Here is a 17,631-nt window from a genome sequence, read left to right on the forward strand (position 1 = left end):
CAGCTGACGCCGACCTAGCCGCCGGTCAGGACGCCGATGTCAGCCGGGGCGGGGGCGGCGATCGTGACCGGCGAGTTCCAGTCCGTGTAGCGCGCTTTGACCGTGGCGACGCCGGTCTGGCCGGTGGCCTGCATGACCGGCGTCAGGTCCAGGACCAGCTGCATCGGCCGGTGCTGCGCGTCCAGCCAGAGGTCGAACGGGACCGTCTTGGCGCGGTCGCCGAGGCGGGCCAGCGCTTCGGCGGGGAGGCCGCCGGGCAGTTCGGAGCCGAGTTTCGCCAGGTCGACGGTCAGGTGATAGTGCTCGGCCGAGGCTCCGTCGAGGGTGGTTTCCTCGCTGGAGGCCACTGTCCCGGCCGTGCGGACCTGCGCCAGGGTGCGCGCCGGGTCGTTCTGCTCGGCCAGCTGCGCCAAGCTGCCGCCCAACACCTGCGAAAGCGGATCAGCGCCGTCCGGCGACACCTTCACCCACGCTTTGTGGTCGCTGACCTGGTCCCGCGCGCTTTCCGGGACCTTCGCGTACAGCGTCTTGTCGACCAGCCGCAGTTCGAGCGGCTCGCCGACGTAGTCCGTCGTCATCGTCAGAGCTGTGCCCGCGCGGTCGAATTTCGCCTGGCCCTTCCCGTGGGACACGAGGGTGCCGGTGGTGACGTCAGCGGTGAACTTCGCGGTGTGGCCGGCCAGGGTCGCGGCGGAGGCGGCGTCCGCGAGCGTGCGGGCGTCGGTGAAGCGCTGCGGCTCCGGAGTGCTGGAACATCCCGCCGAGGCGATCGCCAGCAGCGCGGCGACACCCGCGACGGCCGTCCTGCGCATCCCAAAACCCTCTCTGACCGGCCGTTAAGTGCCTCAAGCCAAGCACAGCGCGCGGGGCCGACCCGTTCGGGGGAACGCGTGCTACCGGCAGTAGCGCACAAAAAACGGGCCCCGAGCCGGAGTGGCTCGGGGCCCGCGAAAAGCGGAGGGGATCAGCGCCCCATCTTCTTCATGATCTCGCCGAAGTCGGTGACCTGGTCGGCGGCCGGCGCGGCCACGTCGACCGGCTGGCCCCAGTCGGTGTACTTGACGGTGACCTTGCCGCCGCCCGCGGAGCTCGGGGCGCCGAGCTGCTTCATCATCTCGGACTGGTCCATCGTGACCTGCAGCGGAAGCTGGTCCTTGTCGATCCAGATCTCGGCCGGGATCTTGATGTTCTTGCCCGCGAGCATCTTCTTCATCTGCTCCTGGACCTCGGCGGGCTGGCCCTTCGCGTAGGTCTCGATGGACTTGCTGACGTCCAGCACCACCTTGTAGTGGTTGACCTTCTCGCCGTTCAGCTCGACCTGGTCGGCCCCGGTGATCTGGCCGGTCTTGGAGACCTGGTCGAGGATCTGCGTCGGGTCGCTCTGCTGGGTCGACTGCGCCATCGCCTTGCTGAACGACTGCGACATCGGGTCCTTGGCGTCCGGCGAGATCTTCAGCCACGGCTTGTCGGTGCCGAACTGCTTGGACTGCTCGGCCGGGACCTTCATGTACAGGGTCTTGTCGACGTAGCGCATCTCGGTGGCGCCCTGCGGGGTGTTCATCGTCATCGACATGGCGGAGTTCTCGCCGTCGAAGCGCATCGCGCCTTCGGCCTTGATGGACTGGCCGCCCATGGACATGTCCATCGACATCTTCGCCGACTTGGCCTTCTCAGTGCCCTGCTTGGCCGCGTCGGCCAGCTTCAGCGCGTCGCTGAACGGCGACGCCAGGCCGGACCCGCCGTCCTTGGACTGCCCGGCCGGGGCCGCGGTGCCGTTCTCGGCGCTCGAGCCGCAGCCCGTCAGCACCAGCGCCAGCGCCGCACCGGCGGCGACGGCGAACGTCGTGGTCTTGCGCATGGTTCTCCCCCTAGGAAGGAATCGGTCTTTCACCTGCGTTGTCGCCGGTCGGCTTTGAGGGCCGCGTCCTTGCGGTCCGGCGCGCGGGCCACTGCCGGGGTGACTCCGCGAGGTTGCTTCTGTGACGCCGTCCGGCGGGAAAAGGTTCCCTCCGGACGGAGGAATTTTCCCCCGGTTCGTCCCCTGCCGGGCATCCACCCGCATATCGGTGACGGCCGCGCGAGGTTACCGTCTCCAGGTCACGATTCGGTGCGGAGGTCCCCGCCGCCGCCCGCTCGCGACACCAGCAGCCTGCGCAGCGACGCCAGCCGGTCCGCCCCCGCGCTGCCGTCGGCGACCACGGCGTCCAGCGCGCAGTCCGGGTCCTCGGGCGGGCCCAGGTGGCCGCAGTTCGGCGGGCATTCCTCGGCGGCCTCGGCGAACTCCTCGAAGGCGTCGACGATGTCGTCCGCGGTCACGTGCGCGAGCCCGAACGAACGGACGCCGGGGGTGTCGACCACCCAGCCTCCGCCGGCCAGCGGCAACGCGACCGCGGCCACCGAGGTGTGCCGCCCCTTGCCGACCGAGCTGACGTCGCCGGTCGCCAGTTCGGCGGCGGGCACGAGCCGGTTGACCAATGTCGACTTGCCGACTCCGGAGTGCCCGACGAGGGCGGTGATCCGGCCGCCGAGGCGTTCGCGCAGGCCTTCGGGTTCCTCGTCGTGCCGGGTGACGATGGCCGGGACGTCCAGGCCCGCGTAGCCGGCGAGCAGCGAATCCGGGCTGGCGAGGTCGGCTTTCGTCAGGCACAGCACGGGTTCCAGGCCGCCCGCGTAACACGCGACGAGGCAGCGGTCGATGAATCCGGGCCGGGGGAGGGGGTCGGCCAGCGACGTGACGATCAGCAGTTGTGCGGCGTTCGCGACGACCACGCGCTCGTACGGGTCGGTGTCGTCGGCGGTGCGGCGCAGGACGCTGGAGCGCTCGTCGACGCGGACGATCCTGGCGAGCGTGTCCGGCCGTCCGGAGACGTCGCCGACCAGCGCGACCATGTCGCCGACGACCACCGAAACGCGGCCCATCTCGCGGGCCCGCATGGCCATCACGACGCGGTCCGGATCGGCGTCGACCGCGCACGTCCAGCGCCCGCGGTCCTTGCCGATCACCATCGCGGTGACCGCGTCGGCGTGCTCGGGCCTGCGCTTGCTGCGTGGCCTGGTGCCCTTGCCGGGACGCACCCGCACGTCGGATTCGTCCAGCCGCCTCCAGTCGCCTCGCCCCAAGCCGCCCACGTCCTCCCGGTCGCCCTTTGCCTGGTCGAATGATCCCATGCCGGTCGCGCCGGGCCCGGTTTGCGTGCGACGATGGCGCCCGAGGGACCCCCGAGGAGGTTGGCATGTGCGGCCGTTACGCCGCGACGAAAGACCCGGCGAAGCTGGTCGAGGAGTTCGCCGCGGTCGACCTGACCGAGGGCCGGGCGCGAGCGGACCACAACGTCGCGCCGACCAAGAACGTCGTGACCGTGGTGCAGCGCCATCCGCGCGACGCCGACGGGCTCGTCCTGGAAGACGAACCGGCGGAGCGCTCGCTGCGGATCATGCGGTGGGGCCTGGTTCCGTTCTGGGCCAAGGATCCTTCGGCTGGTTCGCGGATGATCAACACCCGCGCCGAAACCGCGAAGGAAAAGCCCGCGTTCAAGCGCGCTTTGGCGTCGCGGCGGTGCCTGGTTCCCGCCGACGGCTGGTTCGAGTGGCGGCGCACGGGCAAGGAGAAGGAGCCGTTCTACATGACGGATCCCTCCGGGAATTCGCTCGCCTTCGGCGGAATCTGGGAAAGCTGGCGTCCCAAGGACGACAAGGACGCCGAGCCGCTGATCACCTTCTCGATCATCACGACGGACGCCGAAGGCCAGCTCACCGACGTGCATCACCGGATGCCGCTGATCGTGCCGCGTGACCACTGGGCGGGCTGGCTCGACCCGGACCGGTCCGAAGTGGACGAACTGATGGTGCCGACCCCGCCCGCGGTCGTGGAATCGCTGGAGCTGCGGCCGGTGTCGAGCCTGGTGAACAACGTCCGCAACAACGGTCCGGAATTGTTGCGGCGCACGGAAACCGAGCAGTCCGTCGACTCGCTGTTCGACCTGTCATGACCACCCTCGAGATCGACACCGAACACGGACCCGCCCGGGTCGAACTGCACTGCGCACCCGACGGCGACGCGGTCCTGCTCCTCGGCCACGGTGCTGGCGGCGGCATCGGAGCGAAGGACCTCGTGGCGGTAGCCCAGGCAGCCAAGGCGGCCGGGATGCATGTGGCCTTGGTGGAACAGCCTTACCGGGTGGCTGGCCGGCGTGCTCCGGCTCCGGCCAAGCAACTGGATACGGCTTGGCTGACCGTGGCGGACGAGGTTTCCGCTCGGTTCGACGATTTGCCGCTGGTGTTCGGCGGTCGTTCGTCCGGGGCGCGGGTCGCTTGCCGGACGGCTTCGGCGGGGCAGGCGGTCGCGGTGTTGTGCTTGGCTTTTCCGGAGCATCCGCCGGGGAAGCCGGAGAAATCGCGGCAGGCTGAGCTGGACGCGGTCGAGGTGCCCGCGCTGGTGATCCAGGGGGAGCGGGATCCGTTCGGGAGGCCTTCGGCAGCGCCGCACCATGAGATCGTGGTGGTGGCTGGGGACCATACGCTGGCGAGCGATCTGGACGCGGTGGCGCGGGCCGCGGCGGAGTGGTTGGGGCGGGTTGTCCGGCCGCATCTGTGACGGGGCTGGTTCTCGTTTTGGCTGCGGTGGGTTGGTTGTTGTGGTTCGCGTGTTTCTGTGACCGGCCAGCTGTCGGTGTTTCCGCAGGGGGGCGCGGGTTCGACTCCGGTGATGGTCGTGTGTCCGCGTTTGTGACCGGCCGGGCTGCGGCACTTTCGTCAGGTCCTTGCTCGCGGGTTTCGGTTGCTGCGGATCGCGTGTGGTCGGTTTTGCTGACTCATCGGGCTGTGCCCGGTTTGGTCGAGTTCTTCTCACCGCGCCGTTCTAGCGGCTCCACCAGGCGGGCTGTGGATAGTTCGACTCGGCGTATCTGCAGGTCAGTGCCTGTTCGACTGGGTTATCCACAGCTTGGCTGGTCTGTGGGCAACTGACGGAGAACCCGGTTTTCAGTCAGGGGTGGCGGATAGACTGGGCAAGGGCAGCCCCCCGGTGGAGGGCGAGGGTGCGCTCGCTGGCTTCCGCCCCGGACTGCGACATCGGCGCGAGAAAGGCCACCCGTGCCAGGGTGGATTTCATGACTGCCAACGCTTCCGACGAATCCCTCGCCAACGACTACGACACCTTCGGCGAGGACTACGCGATCGAAACCGAGCACAGTCTCATCAACGCCTACTACACCCGCCCCGCGATTCTCGACCTCGCTGGCGACGTGGCCGGCCGCGAAATCCTCGACGCGGGCTGCGGCGCAGGACCGTTGTTCGCCTCGTTGAGAGACCGAGGCGCGCACGTGAGCGGGTTCGATTTCAGTGCCACCATGGTCCGCCTGGCGAGGCAGCGACTCGGCGAGGACGCGGATCTCCGGGTCGCCGACCTCAGCCAGCCGTTGCCTTACGCCGACCAGCAGTTCGACGACGTCATCGCCGCCTTGGTCCTGCACTACCTGGAGGACTGGACCGCGCCGCTGGCGGAATTGCGGCGGATCATCCGGCCCGGCGGGCGGCTGATCCTCGCCGTCAACCACCCGATCCTCTACAAATTCATCCACCCCGAGGGCAACTACTTCGCCACCGAACGCTGGTCCGAGGAGTACACCTTCAACGGCCAAAAGGGCGTGCTCGAGTACTGGCACCGTCCGCTGCACGCGATGACCGACGAATTCACCAAGGCCGGTTTCCGCACGTCAGTGGTCAGTGAGCCGTACCCGGCAGAAGGCGCGCGCGAGAAGTTCCCGGACGAAATGCAAGGCAAGGAAGCCTTCCTGTGCTTCCTGTTCTTCGTTCTGGAAGCCGTTTAGCCCGCCGCGATCTCGGCCACCACAGCGCCAGTCAGCCGCACCAGTTCGGCCGGGTCCAGTTCCACCTCAAGCCCTCGCCGGCCGCCGGAGCAGAACATCGTCGGGTAGTTCAGCGCTGAGCCGTCCAGGACCACCGGCAGGCGGCTCCGGTGGCCGAGCGGCGAAATTCCGCCGAGGACGTACCCGGTGGCCCGCTGCGCAGCGGCGGGGTCGGCCATTTTCGCCTTTTTGCCCCCGGCCGCGGCGGCGAGAGCCTTCAGATCAAGCTGGCCGGTGACGGGCACCACGCCGACGACGAGTTTCCCGTCCACGTCCGCGACCAGCGTTTTGAACACCCGCCCTGGCTCCAGGCCCAGCGCTTCCACCGCCTCCAGGCCGAACGACTCCGCCCGGGGATCGTGGTCGTAGGTGTGCACGGTGTGCGTCACCTTCTGCTTCTGCAGCAGTGCCGTCGCCGGAGTGCCCTTGCCCGCCATGCGGGGGAGTCTACGAAAGCGGCCGGGAATGCCCGGTGGGCGCGTTCTGTTACACCGATCGTGACCACCACGCTCGCCATCCCCCGTCCCGCGAGGAGCCGTCCCGGGACCGGCTTCCCGAACCCCCGCGTAAACTCGGTGCTGCCGTATGCGCAGACGCGCATCGACGCCGAACGGGAAGGGAACGGTTTGCCGAGCACCCCCAACTCCGCGCCGGAGACGGCGGCCGACGAGCTGGAGCTCGCCGAGCGCTTCGAGCGCGACGCGATGCCCCTGCTCGACCAGCTGTATGCGGCCGCTATGCGGATGACCCGCAACCCGTCCGACGCCGAGGACCTGGTCCAGGAGACCTACCTGAAGGCGTACGCGGCGTTCGCGTCCTTCAAGGCAGGCACGAACCTCAAGGCGTGGATGTACCGCATCCTCACCAACACCTACATCAACGGCTACCGCAAACGTCAGCGGCAGCCGGTGCAGCAGCCCACGGACGAGATCAGCGACTGGCAGATCGCGCGGGCGGAAAGCCACACCTCGAGCGGCCTTCGCTCGGCCGAGGTCGAGGCGATGGACAACCTCCCGGACACCGACGTGAAGGCGGCGCTGCAGAAGCTGCCCGAGGAGTTCCGGCTCGCGGTCTACCTCGCCGACGTCGAGGGCTTCGCGTACAAGGAGATCGCCGAGATCATGGACACTCCGATCGGCACCGTGATGTCCAGGCTGCACCGCGGCCGCGCGCAGCTGCGCGACCTGCTGGCCGACGTCGCGCGCGAGCGCGGCTTCATCCGGGGGAACCGCGAGGAGGTGGCGAAACGATGAGCTCGGAAGACGTGCCCGCGGAGAAGATGCCCTGCGAGGACGCGCTCGCGGAGATCTACCTGCTGCTGGACCGCGAATGCAGTCCGGAGCGGGACGCGGAACTGCGCAGGCACATCGAGGACTGCCCGCCGTGCCTCGAGGAGTACGGCATCGACGAGCAGCTCAAGCACCTGCTCGCCCGCAAATGCGGCGGCGACCTCGCCCCGGCGGAGCTGAAGAGCAGGCTGCGCGCCTCCATCCGGCAGACCGTCGCCACGCAGGGCGGCGTCACCGTGGAGCGCACCGAGATCAGCGTGGAGCAGCGCACCAGCCGCGACTGACCGCAGCACGACAACGGCCCCCGTACCGATCCGGTGCGGGGGCCGTGTCACGTCCGGCGCGGACTCAGGAGTTGGGCTTCTTGCCGTGGTTGGCGCCGTTCTTCTTGCGGTCGCGACGCTTGCGGGCGCGCTTCGACATGTTCTCTCCTCGGTGTGCGCTGAGTGTCCCGGGGCGGGGTTCGACACACCGGCCGGGCACGGGTCAACCGTTCAAGTGTGGCATGCGGCTCGGAGACACCTCGGCGGCACCCGTCGTACGCTCTGGTTGGATGGACTCAGGAGGTGCGCAGGCATGAACGAAATCACCGCATCCGAGGGCGGCCGGTAGCCGTGTCGACCCTTTCCGACCTGCTCGCCGAGAACACCGGCCTCCCCGGCGAAGCGGCCGACCACCTGCAGACCGTCGTCGCGGAGTGGCAGCTGCTAGCCGACCTTTCGTTCGCCGACTTCCTGCTCTGGGTTCCGGTTTCCGCCGAGCACCAGCCCGACGGCGGCGATTTCGTGTGCGTCGCGCACGCCCGGCCGACCACCGCGCCCACCGCGCATCCCGAAGACGTCGTCGGCACGCGGTTCACCGTGGACGAGCATCCGCAGCTGGCCAAGGCCATGCGCGAGGTCAAGATCTGCCGCGAGGAAGACCCGCACTGGTACCGCGACCTGCCGATGCGCCGCGAAGCGGTGCCGGTGAGCTTCGGCGGCGAGGTGATCGCCGTGCTGAGCCGCGAGACCAACCTCGCCGCGCCGCGCGTGCCGAGCCCGCTGGAGATCGCCTACCTCGGCAGCGCGGGCGACCTGTGCCAGATGATCGTGGACGGCACCTTCCCGCCCGCCGGCGGCAACCAGACCGACACGCACACCAGCCCGCGCGTCGGCGACGGTCTCGTCCGGCTCGATCAGGCCGGCACCGTCGTCTTCGCCAGCCCCAACGGCCTGTCCGCCTACCACCGGATGGGCCACGAATCGGACCTCGTCGGGCAGCGGCTCGCCCCGCTCACCCGGTCGCTGATCCGCGACCCGTTCGACGCCACCGAGGTGTCGCACCGGATCATCGAGGCCCTCGACGGCAAGCCGTCCACCCGCACCGAGGCCGACTCGAAGCGCGGCGCGGTCGTGCTGTTCCGTGCGCTTCCGCTGCGCCCGGCCGGACAGCCCGCGGGCGCGTTGGTGCTGGTCCGCGACGTCACCGAGGTCAAGCGCCGCGACCGCGCGCTGATGTCGAAGGACGCCACGATCCGCGAGATCCACCACCGCGTGAAGAACAACCTGCAGACCGTCGCCGCGCTGCTGCGGCTGCAGTCGCGGCGCACCACGAGCGAGGAGGCCCGGCTGGCGCTGGGCGAATCGGTGCGGCGGGTGTCGTCGATCGCGATGGTGCACGAGGCGCTGTCGATCTCCGTCGACGAGCGCGTGGACCTGGACAAGCTGCTCGACAACGTGCTGCCGATGGTCGGCGAGGTCGCCACCGCGGAATCGCAGGTCGGCATGACCCGCAAGGGCTCGTTCGGCGTGGTCGTGGCCGAGATCGCGACGCCGCTGGTGATGGTGCTGGCCGAACTGGTGCAGAACGCGATCGAGCACGCGTTCCCGCAGGGCCGGCCCGGCAAGGTCGAGCTGATCGTGGAGCGGTCGGCGCGCTGGCTGGACATCCTGATCCGCGACAACGGCCGCGGCCTGCCGTCCGGGTTCTCGCTGGAGCGCAGCGACGGCCTCGGCCTGCAGATCGTGCGGACGCTGGTCGAATCGGAACTGCGCGGGTCGCTTTCGCTGCGCCAGGTCCGGACCGACGAGGCGGGCAACCGGGTGCCGGGCACCGAAGCGGCGCTGCGGATTCCGCTGTCGCGGCGGCTCTAGAAAACCCGGCGACAGCCTGGTCGCGCCGGATTACTGTCCGGGCGCATGCCTGACCTCACGTGGCGGCCGCTCACGACAGCGGACGCCCAGTCCTCGGCCGATCTGCTCAACGCCATCGAGGCAGTCGACCGGATCGGCGAGTACTACACCGCGCAGGACACTCTCCAGGAGCTGATCGATCCGTACGCCGATCTCGAACGCGCGAGCCTCGCCGCGTTCGACGGCGAGCGCATGGTCGGCTACCTGAAAATCCGCTACAAGCAGTTCGCGGACGAGGTCGACCGGGTGTTTCTCGACGGCGGGGTGCATCCGGCCCATCGCCGCCGCGGAATCGGCACCACGCTCGTGAAAGCCGGAATCGAAGCGGCGAGAACGGTGCACGCGGCGCACCACCCGGAGCTGAGGCTCTTTGTGGACGTACACAAAGCCGAGCACATCGAGGGCGTGCCGGAACTCCTTCGCTCGCAAGGGTTCGCGCCGGTCCGGTATTTCCAGCGGATGGAACATCCGCTGGGCGGTGCGGTCGCGCCGGTGCCCGGCGAGTTTCAGGCCGAGCGGTGGTCGGCGGAGAACGCCGACGAGTTCCGGCTCGTCCGCAACGAGTCCTTTGTGGATCATTGGAACGCGCCGCCGCTGCCCGCGGACGCGTGGCAGAACAAATTCGCCAGCCACACCCTCCAGCCCGAGATCAGTTTTCTGCTGCGGGACAAGGCAACCGGCGCTCCGGTGAGCCTCGTGCTGACTTTGTCCTGGGCGGCCGACACCGAGACCACCGGCATTCGCGACGCGCATCTCATGGTGATCGGCACGGTTCCCGGTTACCGGAACCGCGGGCTCGCCACGGCGGCGATCGGGTGTGCGCTGCGGGCCGCCGCCGAGCACGGGTACGACCAAGCCAGCCTCGTCGTCGATTCAGCGAGCGAGGCCGGGGCTCCCGGAGTTTTCGCGCGCGCCGGGTTCACGCCCAAGATGCGTTATGTGCGCTGGGCTCTCGAGGCGTGAAGTGTCCACATCGGACCCCAGACGCGTTGAAGGGCCGGTACCCGTGAAGCTCGGCGGTACCGGCCCGTTCAACGTTCCGCGGGAGGACTTGGATAGTCCTGGGTGAGGCGGCACCCGGATGCGGGGTGGCCGTCCTCGGTTGTTACGCTCGAACCGGGTATGTGTCGCCATGTGCGGCACGGGCACGCGAATGCCCGCCGGGCGAAAGTCCGGTCCGAAGTGGTGGTGCTTGCGATTCTGGGTGCTGCAGCTGAGTCGTAAGACTCAGGCGGTGGTACGCGTGCCGATGTGCGTACGGCGGCGCTTGAGCGCGCGTCGCTCGTCTTCGCTCATTCCGCCCCAGACGCCGGCGTCCTGGCCGCTGGCCAAAGCCCAGGCCAGGCAGTCGGAAGCTGCGGGGCAGCGGTGGCACACGGCCTTCGCCTCGGAGACCTGCAACAGAGCCGGACCGCTGGTTCCCACCGGGAAGAACAGCTCGGGGTCCTCGTCTCGGCAGGCCGCGTCGTGGCGCCAGTCCATGTTCGTGAGCTCCTTCACAGTGACGCGGGAGGGCCGCGCCACAGTAGTGGCGGTCGTGTTTTTGGGTGCTTGTGAATGCTTTCACGAAGCACCGCGTTCGACAAGGGTTTCGCCAAGATCGGTGAGTCAGCTCACCCGGCCGAGCTATGCCTCTGACCTGCGGTTTCGTTCTGAAAAGGTCCGCTCGCCGGAAGGCCGGTGCGGTGAACGGAGGGTTTGCGTCGCCGAGCGGCAAGGCGCACTTTGCCGCGGGCGATCAGTGGTCACTCGGCTATCCGACTACGGTGAGTGCATCCGGAACGCTCTGGAACTCGACCCGGGTGCGTTGCCCGACGAGGTCCCCGTCGACCTGGAAGTTGACCGGTTCAGCTGCGTCGATGCGGATGAGAGGCACATCGTCGCGGCGGAGCAGACGGCGGCCGTGCTGATCGCTCTCCGTGAGGAGAGCTTGCCGTACATGCGTGAACACGGTGGGCAATCGCAGACCGTTCAACGCGAACAGGCCCAATCCGGTCTCGAACGAGCAGCCGGAGTTGAGGTGGACCGGGCGTTCCCCGAGGTAAGTCCACGGATCGGTGTTCGACACGAACGCCGTCACCGCCTCGGCCGGTTCCTCGCCCGGGATCCGGACGGTCAGCGCCGGCCGTCCGAGCGGAGGCCGGAAGTAGGAGCGGACGGCGGCCCGCAGATAGAGGCTCGCGCTGGTTTGCTTGCCGCGCCGTTTCGCGACGCGGCCCACGACGTCGGCGTCCCAGCCGAGCCCCGCGTTGAAGGTGAACCAGTGCCCGTCGGCCAGTCCGAGGCCGATCCGCCGGGTCCGTTCGGTTTCCAGCGCGGTGAGCAACTGGTGGGTCGCCTCGACCGGATCGGCGGGCAGTCCGGCCGCGCGCGCGAAAACGTTGGCCGAGCCGCCGGGCACGACGCCGAGCATCGGGACGGACCCGGAGCGTCCGGGAGCGCCCGCGGAATCGGCGAGCAGGCCGTTGACGACCTCGTTGACCGTGCCGTCGCCGCCGTGCGCCACCACCAGGTCGTAGCCGTCGCGGGCCGCCGAACGGGCCACCGCGAGCGCGTGCCCGCGGTAGTCGGTTTCGACGACGTCCAGCTTCACCTGGCTGGCCAGCGCGTGCGCCAGCACGTCCCGGCCACCCGCGGTGGTCGAGGTGGCCTGGGGGTTCACGACGAGGATGGCGCGCACTACCGCAGGGTAAGTGCTTTCCGCCCGGCGGACGTACCTCCAGCGCCACATGGTGACGCGAAGCTCAGCCGCTCGCGCGCGCCGTCCCGGCTCGGTGACCTTGGCGACCCTGTGGCGGGCGGTCCTCCTCTGCAGACGGCGAAAACTCCGCGCGTCGTGACAAGTGCACCCGGGCCGACCGCCCGCTCATCGACGACTGCCCTGATTTTCTCTTCGGCCGCCGCCCCGGAAAACGGCCGACCGGGTGGCATACGATCGGTAGTGCTCACGCACGGTGACTCGCGCTGGTCGGGTGGCTGTGCCCCCGCCCGGAAGTCCCCGCGAAGTTCCGCACAGCAGCTGAAAGGGCCGCGCCCGTGTCGCATCCCGAGAACCCGCCGCCCACCCCGCTCGAGGTCCGCCTCGCCGGCGTCCTGACCGGGCTGCCCGGGCTGGGCCTGCTGGTCTTCGGAGTGGTGCTGCTGGTGCACGGGCTGCAGAACCCGCCGATCCCGGGCAACAACGTCTGGGCCGAATTCGGTACCTACGCGGTGCTCGCGCTGATCTTCCTCGCCGCGTCGGTCGGTCTGCTGCTCGGGCAGACGTGGGCGCGTTCGCCCGGCGTCGTCGTGGCGCTGCTGGTGATCGGGGTCGGCTGGTACCTGCTCGGGCCGTCCGGACAGCCGCTGTGGGGCGTGCCGATCGGGCTGTTCGGGCTGGCGGCGCTGGTGCTGCTGTTCCGCCGTCCGTCGCGGGCGTGGGCGCTCGGAATGCACGACGACGAGACCGAGGAAGAGGCGGCCGAACGCGGCGGGCTCGCGGGACGGCGAGCCGAGCGGGAGCGCCGCGAACAGGATTGAGCGACCGTGACGTCACGTCATAGCGGGCAGGTGACGCGGCGACACTGGTCGTGACCCCTCTCTGGCGATGGAATCGGTACTGCGCAACCGAATTCATCCGAATTCCGAAGAGGGGAACCCATGAGGAGACTGCGTCTCGTCGTGACCACCACAGCGGTCGTGTGCGGACTGCTCGCCGGGGCGTTGCCGGCGGCCGCGGGCACCGCCACGATCCCGGCCCGCTACGCCGCTCAAACGCTGGACTGGCACGCCTGCGCCCCGGACGAACTGGCCGACCTGCCCCCAGGCACCGATATCTCGGGGCTCGAATGCTCCAGCTACCGCACGCCCCGGGACTGGGACCGTCCGGACGACGGGCAGGAGCTGACGATCGCGATCAGCAGGCTCAAGTCCACCGGCACCACCACGGCGTCGGTGCTCACCAACCCGGGCGGCCCCGGCGGCGCCGGGCGCTGGTTCCCGGTCACGCTGCGCGGCCAGGAAAAGCTGCGGCACCACCAGGAGATCATCGGCATCGACACCCGGGGCACCGGCCGCAGCACCAACGTCACCTGCGGCGGTGCGTTCGGCACCGGCGCCGATCTCGACCCGCGCAACCGGGATCCGCGCAACCTGAACCAGATCGTCGACGCGACCCGGTACACGGCGATCGCTTGCCACCAGGCCGCGGGCGAGCTGGGGGAGCTGATCAGCACCTTCCAGAACGTCCGGGACCTCGACCTGCTGCGCACCCTGCTCGGCCGGGACCGGATCAACTGGATCGGGTTCTCGGCGGGCACCTGGCTCGGCGCGCATTACGCCCAGCAGTTCCCGCGGCACACCGGCCGGTTCGTGCTGGACTCCTCGACCCAGTTCACCGGCTCCTGGCAGCAGTCGTTCGACTATCAGCCGGAGGGCTACGAACGCCGCTGGCGGCAGGACTTCCTGCCGTGGCTGGCCCGCTACGACGCCAAGTACCACTTCGGCACGACCGGAGAGGCGGCCCGGCAAACCTACGAGAGCGTCCGGTACGCGCTGACCCGCGAGCCGGTCGAGCCGAACGGCACGAAGATCGGCGCGGTCGCGCTGGACTCGTTCCTCGTCGGCGCGCTCAAGGCCAAGAGCCAGTTCCCGCTGATCGCCTCGACGCTGGTCAAGGTCAAGACGCTGACCGACGCGCGGTCCTCGGCGCAAGCCAAGGACGACGCCCGCGCGGCGCTCGGCAAGACATTGTCGGAGAAGAAGAACGCCGGTCCGCTGGACACGACGGCCGGTTCCGATGACGCCATGGCGGCGACGCTGATCACCACCTTGTGCAACGACGGGCCGTGGACGGGCAACCGCCAGTCGATGATCCGCCGGTCGCAGAAGTACCTCGACCAGGGCGTGACGCTGCACAGTTCGCTGTGGATGGGGCTCCAGGTCTGCGCCTTCTGGCCGGGCCAGCCGCGGCCGATGCCGGTGCTGAACGGCAAAGGCGTGCCACCGGTGGTGATCGTGCAGTCCGAACACGACCCGGCCACGCCGATCGAAGGCGCGCGGAAGGCGCACGCTGAGTTCCAGAACTCGCGGCTGCTGACCGTTGCCGGGGAAGGCGATCACGGGATTTACGGGATTGGCGGCAACAAGGCCGTGGACAAGGTGGTCGACGACTATCTGGTCGGCGGTGTCGTCCCGGCGGATCAAAGCCTGCCCGGGCTGCCGTTGCCCACGCCGTAGAAGGTCGTGAGTGCCTATGCCGGTTAGAACCGGCTGTTGAGTCTCAGGACATCGCCGACAGTTGATGTCTCAGGACATCGCGGACACTGACCGGCCTGTCGGCGTGGTGACCAGGGGTGTTGTGGTGATCATGCGGCGATGGGCAGAGCAGGGTTTTCGATGGATCCTGAGTTCGTCGCCGCGGTCGCCCGGGTGGCTCACGGCGAGAAGATCAACGTGGTGCGGTTCTGCCGCGAGCACGGCCTGTCCCGGGACACCTTCTACAAATACCTGGCCCGGTTCCGGGCCGAGGGCGCGGACGGGTTCACCCGCCGCAGCACCGCCCCGCACCGCCGTCCGACCGCGTTCGGGGCCTCGGTGGCCGAGGCGGTGCTGCGCGCCCGCAAGGAACTCGCCGACGAGGGCCTGGACAACGGGCCGGTCTCGATCCGCTGGCGGCTGCAGGACACCGGGCAGTCGCCGCTGCCCTCGCCCGCCTCGATCCACCGCATCCTGCGCGCTCGCGGCCAGATCGTGCCCCAGCCCCGCAAGAAACCGAAGACCCGGCGGCGGTTCGAGTACGCCGATCCCAACGGCTGCTGGCAGATCGACGGCATGGAGCACTATCTCGCCGACGGCACGAAAGCCTGCGTCATCCAAATCCTCGACGACCACTCCCGCCTCGACGTCGGCGCCTGGGCCGCGGCCAACGAGAACGGCGCCGACACCTGGGCCGCGCTGCAACAGGCCTTCGCCGGCCACGGCCTGCCCGTCCGGCTGCTCTCGGACAACGGACTGGCCTTCTCCGGCAAACACCGCGGCCGCATGGTCGACCTCGAACGCCGCCTCGCCGAGCGAGGGATCACCGCGATCGCCTCCACCCCGCACCACCCGCAGACCTGCGGCAAAGACGAACGAGCCCACCAGACCCTGCGGAAATGGCTCGCCGCCCGGCCGCCCGCCGAGAACATCCCCGCCCTGCAACAGCTTCTCGACCAATACCGGACGATCTACAACAACCGCCGCCATCAAAGCCTCGACGGCCGGACGCCCCAGCAACGCTACGACGCCCGCCCGAAAGCCGCCCCCGCCACCGGCCCCCGCCGGCCCAGCGGCGTCACCACCCGCCCCGTTTCCGCCACCGGCGTCATCGCCTTCTCCGGCTGCTCCATCGTGCTCGGACGCACCTGGGCCGGACACACCGCCACCGTCTACTGGCAAGGCGACCGCGTCACCGTCATGACCGGCGACACCCTCATCCGCCAACTCACCCTCGACAGATCGCTACGCTACCAACGCCTCACCAACCAGAAACCGTCCGGAAAGTCCTGAGACACATCTGTCCGTGAGGTCCTGAGACAGGACAGCCGGTTAGAACCGGCATAGGCACTCACGAGTCTCACGCTTCTTTGGCGAGCACCTTCAACGGCTCGTCCGTCAGCCGATACACCGACCACTCATCCTGCGGCAACGCGCCCAGCGCCCGGTAGAACCCGACCGCCGGATTCCAGTTGAGCACCGACCACTCCAGCCGGTGGTAGCCCTTGTCCACGCACTCCGCGGCCAATGTCGCCAGAAGTACCTTGCCGAGGCCCGAACCGCGCTGTTCCTCGCGTACGTACAGGTCTTCCAGGTAGATGCCATGCGTGCCGCGCCAGGTGGAGAAGTTCAAGAACCACAAGGTGAATCCGGCGATCTCGCCGTCCACTTCGGCCACGTGGCCGAACAGCGCCGGGGCTTCGCCGAACAGCGCGCCGTGCAACTGCTCGGAAGTGAGATGGCATTCCTGCGGGGCGCGTTCGTACTCGGCCAGCGCGTAGACGAGCTCCACGACGGCGTCGACGTCTTCCGGCCGGATCCGCCGTACGCGGGGGTCGGTCACTTCATCCCTCCAGTGCGGGCAGCAGGTTCAGGTGCTCGATCTGCGGTTCGCCGCGCTCGTCGCCGAGCACCGCGAGACCGGCCGGGTCCAGTCCGAAGTGGACACCCGAGGTGCCGGGCAGGCCGAGCCAGCGCGCGACGAGCACGCGGCTGAAGTGCCCGTGTCCGACCAGGACCACGTCGCCGTTCTCGATTTCGCGCCGGGCCCGGTCGAGCACCTTGTCCGCGCGCGCCTGTACGTCCTGCGCGCTTTCGCCGCCGGGGATCGGGCGCGTCCAGACGGTCCAGTCCGGAACCGTCTCGCGGATCTCCGGCGTGGTGACGCCTTCGTAGTCGCCGTAGTCCCACTCGGCCAGGTCCTCGGTGACCTCGTCCACGCGCAGGCCGGCGAGTTCCGCCGTGCGCAGCGCGCGGCCGCGCGGGCTGGAAAGCACCAGCCCCGGTCCGCCGAGCAGGGTTCGCAGGGTGCCGCCCGCCGCGCGCGCCTGGTCCTCGCCCGCCGGGGTCAGCGGGATGTCGGTGCGCCCGGTGTGCTTGCCGTTCGACGACCATTCGGTCTGGCCGTGCCGGAGAAGAAAGAGCCGATGTGCCACGCGGCCGAATATAGCCGGGGCGGGTTTGCCCGGCAGGTTCGTCGTGTGCGAGGCTACTGGTGAGTAACTTCACCTGGGAGGTGCTGATGGGTTCGCCGTCGACGTACGGGCTGTGGCGCAAGCTGGCCGCCAAACCCGGTGGCAAGCAGCTGTTTTCCGCCGCGATGTGCCTGCGCGTGCCCTACTTCGGCACCGTTTTGCCGACCATCCGCGAGATCCGTCCCGGGCACTGTTCGGTGACCGCGCCGAAGTGGTGGGGTGTGCACAACCACATCCAGACGTTCCACGCGATCGCCGCCTGCAACCTCGCCGAGATCGCGATGGGCATGCTGGCCGAGGCCACCGTCCCGGCCACGCACCGGTGGCTGCCCAAGGGCATGGAAGTGAGTTACGTCGCGAAAGCCGAAACGGGGCTGCGCGCGATCGCCGAATTGCCGGAGATCCCCGAGTTCGGCTCCGCGGGATTCGATCTTCCGGTTCCGGTGCGGATCGTGGACTCGCGCGGCACCGAGGTGGTCACCGCGACGATCACCGTGTGGGTCACGCCCCGGAAAGCCGCCTGACCGGCGAAACCTGTACGTCCCGTTACCCCGGCCGAGTGAAACTTAACACCGTTTACTGGGCAAATGCG

General features: G+C 69.1%; 20 protein-coding genes. 11 read left to right on the plus strand and 9 right to left on the minus strand.

From position 1 onward, the window contains the following. Nucleotides 1-14: 14 nt before the first annotated feature. The 3 genes from AB5I40_RS34235 to rsgA all read right to left on the minus strand — a co-directional run bounded on the left by AB5I40_RS34235 (nt 15) and on the right by rsgA (nt 3,168). A complete protein-coding gene (locus AB5I40_RS34235) occupies nt 15-812 on the minus strand; it encodes a hypothetical protein (RefSeq protein WP_370934319.1) in 798 nt (265 codons plus the stop codon). Nucleotides 813-964: 152 nt separating this feature from the next. Further along, a complete protein-coding gene (locus AB5I40_RS34240; RefSeq protein ID WP_370934320.1) occupies nt 965-1,858 on the minus strand; it encodes a hypothetical protein in 894 nt (297 codons plus the stop codon). A 239-nt stretch (nt 1,859-2,097) separates the two neighbouring features. Next, nucleotides 2,098-3,168: a ribosome small subunit-dependent GTPase A gene (gene rsgA, locus AB5I40_RS34245; protein WP_370934321.1), complete on the minus strand. Its 1,071-nt coding sequence runs from the start codon at nt 3,166-3,168 to the stop codon at nt 2,098-2,100. A gap of 65 nt (nt 3,169-3,233) precedes the next feature. Here rsgA and AB5I40_RS34250 point away from each other — a divergent pair, with 65 nt between their 5' ends. From AB5I40_RS34250 to AB5I40_RS34260, 3 genes are all read left to right on the plus strand, one after another. Beyond that, on the plus strand, nt 3,234-3,989 hold the full coding sequence (locus AB5I40_RS34250; protein WP_370934322.1) for an SOS response-associated peptidase: 756 nt from the start codon (nt 3,234-3,236) through the stop codon (nt 3,987-3,989). Next, on the plus strand, nt 3,986-4,594 hold the full coding sequence (locus tag AB5I40_RS34255; RefSeq protein WP_354750353.1) for an alpha/beta family hydrolase: 609 nt from the start codon (nt 3,986-3,988) through the stop codon (nt 4,592-4,594). Before AB5I40_RS34250 ends, AB5I40_RS34255 begins: the two co-directional genes overlap by 4 nt. A gap of 514 nt (nt 4,595-5,108) precedes the next feature. Further along, entirely contained in the window at nt 5,109-5,828 is a 720-nt protein-coding gene (locus AB5I40_RS34260; RefSeq protein ID WP_370934323.1) for a class I SAM-dependent methyltransferase, read from the plus strand. Here AB5I40_RS34260 and ybaK read toward each other — a convergent pair. Continuing rightward, nucleotides 5,825-6,304, minus strand: coding sequence for a Cys-tRNA(Pro) deacylase (gene ybaK / locus AB5I40_RS34265; protein ID WP_370934324.1), 480 nt, complete (start codon nt 6,302-6,304; stop codon nt 5,825-5,827). The two genes, AB5I40_RS34260 and ybaK, sit on opposite strands and share 4 nt — an antisense overlap. 189 nt (nt 6,305-6,493) lie before the next feature. Here ybaK and AB5I40_RS34270 point away from each other — a divergent pair, with 189 nt between their 5' ends. Together AB5I40_RS34270 and rsrA are read left to right on the plus strand one after the other, a co-directional pair. Beyond that, nucleotides 6,494-7,120 carry a sigma-70 family RNA polymerase sigma factor gene (locus tag AB5I40_RS34270; protein WP_037355674.1) on the plus strand — a complete coding sequence of 209 codons (627 nt, stop codon included), beginning with the start codon at nt 6,494-6,496 and terminating at the stop codon, nt 7,118-7,120. Then, nucleotides 7,117-7,440, plus strand: a complete 324-nt coding sequence (rsrA, locus tag AB5I40_RS34275) for a mycothiol system anti-sigma-R factor (protein WP_370934325.1) — start codon at nt 7,117-7,119, stop codon at nt 7,438-7,440. The genes AB5I40_RS34270 and rsrA overlap by 4 nt, the downstream gene beginning before the upstream one ends. A gap of 64 nt (nt 7,441-7,504) precedes the next feature. On the opposite strand, the gene AB5I40_RS34280 is transcribed toward rsrA, so the two are convergent. Beyond that, the gene (locus AB5I40_RS34280; RefSeq protein ID WP_369299112.1) at nt 7,505-7,579 is read right to left on the minus strand and encodes a 50S ribosomal protein bL37; all 75 of its coding nucleotides are present in this window, start codon (nt 7,577-7,579) and stop codon (nt 7,505-7,507) included. Nucleotides 7,580-7,770: 191 nt separating this feature from the next. Here AB5I40_RS34280 and AB5I40_RS34285 point away from each other — a divergent pair, with 191 nt between their 5' ends. Both AB5I40_RS34285 and AB5I40_RS34290 read left to right on the plus strand, forming a co-directional pair. Continuing rightward, on the plus strand, nt 7,771-9,291 hold the full coding sequence (locus AB5I40_RS34285; RefSeq protein WP_344270812.1) for a histidine kinase N-terminal domain-containing protein: 1,521 nt from the start codon (nt 7,771-7,773) through the stop codon (nt 9,289-9,291). A gap of 45 nt (nt 9,292-9,336) precedes the next feature. Beyond that, nucleotides 9,337-10,293, plus strand: a complete 957-nt coding sequence (locus tag AB5I40_RS34290; RefSeq protein WP_370934326.1) for a GNAT family N-acetyltransferase — start codon at nt 9,337-9,339, stop codon at nt 10,291-10,293. Between the two features lie 264 nt (nt 10,294-10,557). Here AB5I40_RS34290 and AB5I40_RS34295 read toward each other — a convergent pair whose 3' ends face one another. Both AB5I40_RS34295 and AB5I40_RS34300 read right to left on the minus strand, forming a co-directional pair. Continuing rightward, the gene (locus AB5I40_RS34295; protein WP_009082948.1) at nt 10,558-10,812 is read right to left on the minus strand and encodes a WhiB family transcriptional regulator; all 255 of its coding nucleotides are present in this window, start codon (nt 10,810-10,812) and stop codon (nt 10,558-10,560) included. A 271-nt stretch (nt 10,813-11,083) separates the two neighbouring features. Next, nucleotides 11,084-12,010: a diacylglycerol kinase family protein gene (locus tag AB5I40_RS34300; protein ID WP_116202565.1), complete on the minus strand. Its 927-nt coding sequence runs from the start codon at nt 12,008-12,010 to the stop codon at nt 11,084-11,086. A gap of 356 nt (nt 12,011-12,366) precedes the next feature. On the opposite strand from AB5I40_RS34300, the gene AB5I40_RS34305 reads away from it, so the two are divergent. The 3 genes from AB5I40_RS34305 (at nt 12,367) to AB5I40_RS34315 (ending at nt 15,858) form a co-directional block, all read left to right on the plus strand. Next, nucleotides 12,367-12,849 (plus strand): hypothetical protein, encoded by a 483-nt coding sequence (locus AB5I40_RS34305; RefSeq protein ID WP_370934327.1) that lies wholly within the window; start codon nt 12,367-12,369, stop codon nt 12,847-12,849. Nucleotides 12,850-12,969: 120 nt separating this feature from the next. After that, nucleotides 12,970-14,547, plus strand: a complete 1,578-nt coding sequence (locus AB5I40_RS34310) for an alpha/beta hydrolase (protein WP_370934328.1) — start codon at nt 12,970-12,972, stop codon at nt 14,545-14,547. Nucleotides 14,548-14,706: 159 nt separating this feature from the next. Continuing rightward, the gene (locus tag AB5I40_RS34315; RefSeq protein ID WP_370934329.1) at nt 14,707-15,858 is read left to right on the plus strand and encodes an integrase core domain-containing protein; all 1,152 of its coding nucleotides are present in this window, start codon (nt 14,707-14,709) and stop codon (nt 15,856-15,858) included. 67 nt (nt 15,859-15,925) lie between these two features. Here the strand turns inward: AB5I40_RS34315 and AB5I40_RS34320 are convergent, their stop codons facing one another. After that, entirely contained in the window at nt 15,926-16,408 is a 483-nt protein-coding gene (locus tag AB5I40_RS34320; RefSeq protein WP_009082938.1) for a GNAT family N-acetyltransferase, read from the minus strand. 1 nt (nt 16,409) lies between these two features. Next, a complete protein-coding gene (locus tag AB5I40_RS34325) occupies nt 16,410-17,000 on the minus strand; it encodes an acid phosphatase (RefSeq protein ID WP_344270839.1) in 591 nt (196 codons plus the stop codon). 86 nt (nt 17,001-17,086) lie between these two features. Here AB5I40_RS34325 and AB5I40_RS34330 point away from each other — a divergent pair, with 86 nt between their 5' ends. Beyond that, nucleotides 17,087-17,563 carry a hotdog fold domain-containing protein gene (locus AB5I40_RS34330; RefSeq protein ID WP_370940676.1) on the plus strand — a complete coding sequence of 159 codons (477 nt, stop codon included), beginning with the start codon at nt 17,087-17,089 and terminating at the stop codon, nt 17,561-17,563. Nucleotides 17,564-17,631: the final 68 nt, after the last annotated feature.

Origin of the sequence: Amycolatopsis sp. cg13, assembly GCF_041346965.1 — a bacterium.
Classification (GTDB): domain Bacteria; phylum Actinomycetota; class Actinomycetes; order Mycobacteriales; family Pseudonocardiaceae; genus Amycolatopsis.

Bases quoted from the DNA above. Each gene is read 5' to 3' on its own strand.
- AB5I40_RS34235 (WP_370934319.1), bottom strand. From the start codon at position 812: ATGCGCAGGACGGCCGTCGCGGGTGTCGCCGCGCTGCTGGCGATCGCC.
- AB5I40_RS34240 (WP_370934320.1), bottom strand. From the start codon at position 1,858: ATGCGCAAGACCACGACGTTCGCCGTCGCCGCCGGTGCGGCGCTGGCG.
- rsgA (WP_370934321.1), bottom strand. From the start codon at position 3,168: ATGGGATCATTCGACCAGGCAAAGGGCGACCGGGAGGACGTGGGCGGC.
- AB5I40_RS34250 (WP_370934322.1), top strand. From the start codon at position 3,234: ATGTGCGGCCGTTACGCCGCGACGAAAGACCCGGCGAAGCTGGTCGAG.
- AB5I40_RS34255 (WP_354750353.1), top strand. From the start codon at position 3,986: ATGACCACCCTCGAGATCGACACCGAACACGGACCCGCCCGGGTCGAA.
- AB5I40_RS34260 (WP_370934323.1), top strand. From the start codon at position 5,109: ATGACTGCCAACGCTTCCGACGAATCCCTCGCCAACGACTACGACACC.
- ybaK (WP_370934324.1), bottom strand. From the start codon at position 6,304: ATGGCGGGCAAGGGCACTCCGGCGACGGCACTGCTGCAGAAGCAGAAG.
- rsrA (WP_370934325.1), top strand. From the start codon at position 7,117: ATGAGCTCGGAAGACGTGCCCGCGGAGAAGATGCCCTGCGAGGACGCG.
- AB5I40_RS34290 (WP_370934326.1), top strand. From the start codon at position 9,337: ATGCCTGACCTCACGTGGCGGCCGCTCACGACAGCGGACGCCCAGTCC.
- AB5I40_RS34295 (WP_009082948.1), bottom strand. From the start codon at position 10,812: ATGGACTGGCGCCACGACGCGGCCTGCCGAGACGAGGACCCCGAGCTG.
- AB5I40_RS34310 (WP_370934328.1), top strand. From the start codon at position 12,970: ATGAGGAGACTGCGTCTCGTCGTGACCACCACAGCGGTCGTGTGCGGA.
- AB5I40_RS34315 (WP_370934329.1), top strand. From the start codon at position 14,707: ATGGATCCTGAGTTCGTCGCCGCGGTCGCCCGGGTGGCTCACGGCGAG.
- AB5I40_RS34330 (WP_370940676.1), top strand. From the start codon at position 17,087: ATGGGTTCGCCGTCGACGTACGGGCTGTGGCGCAAGCTGGCCGCCAAA.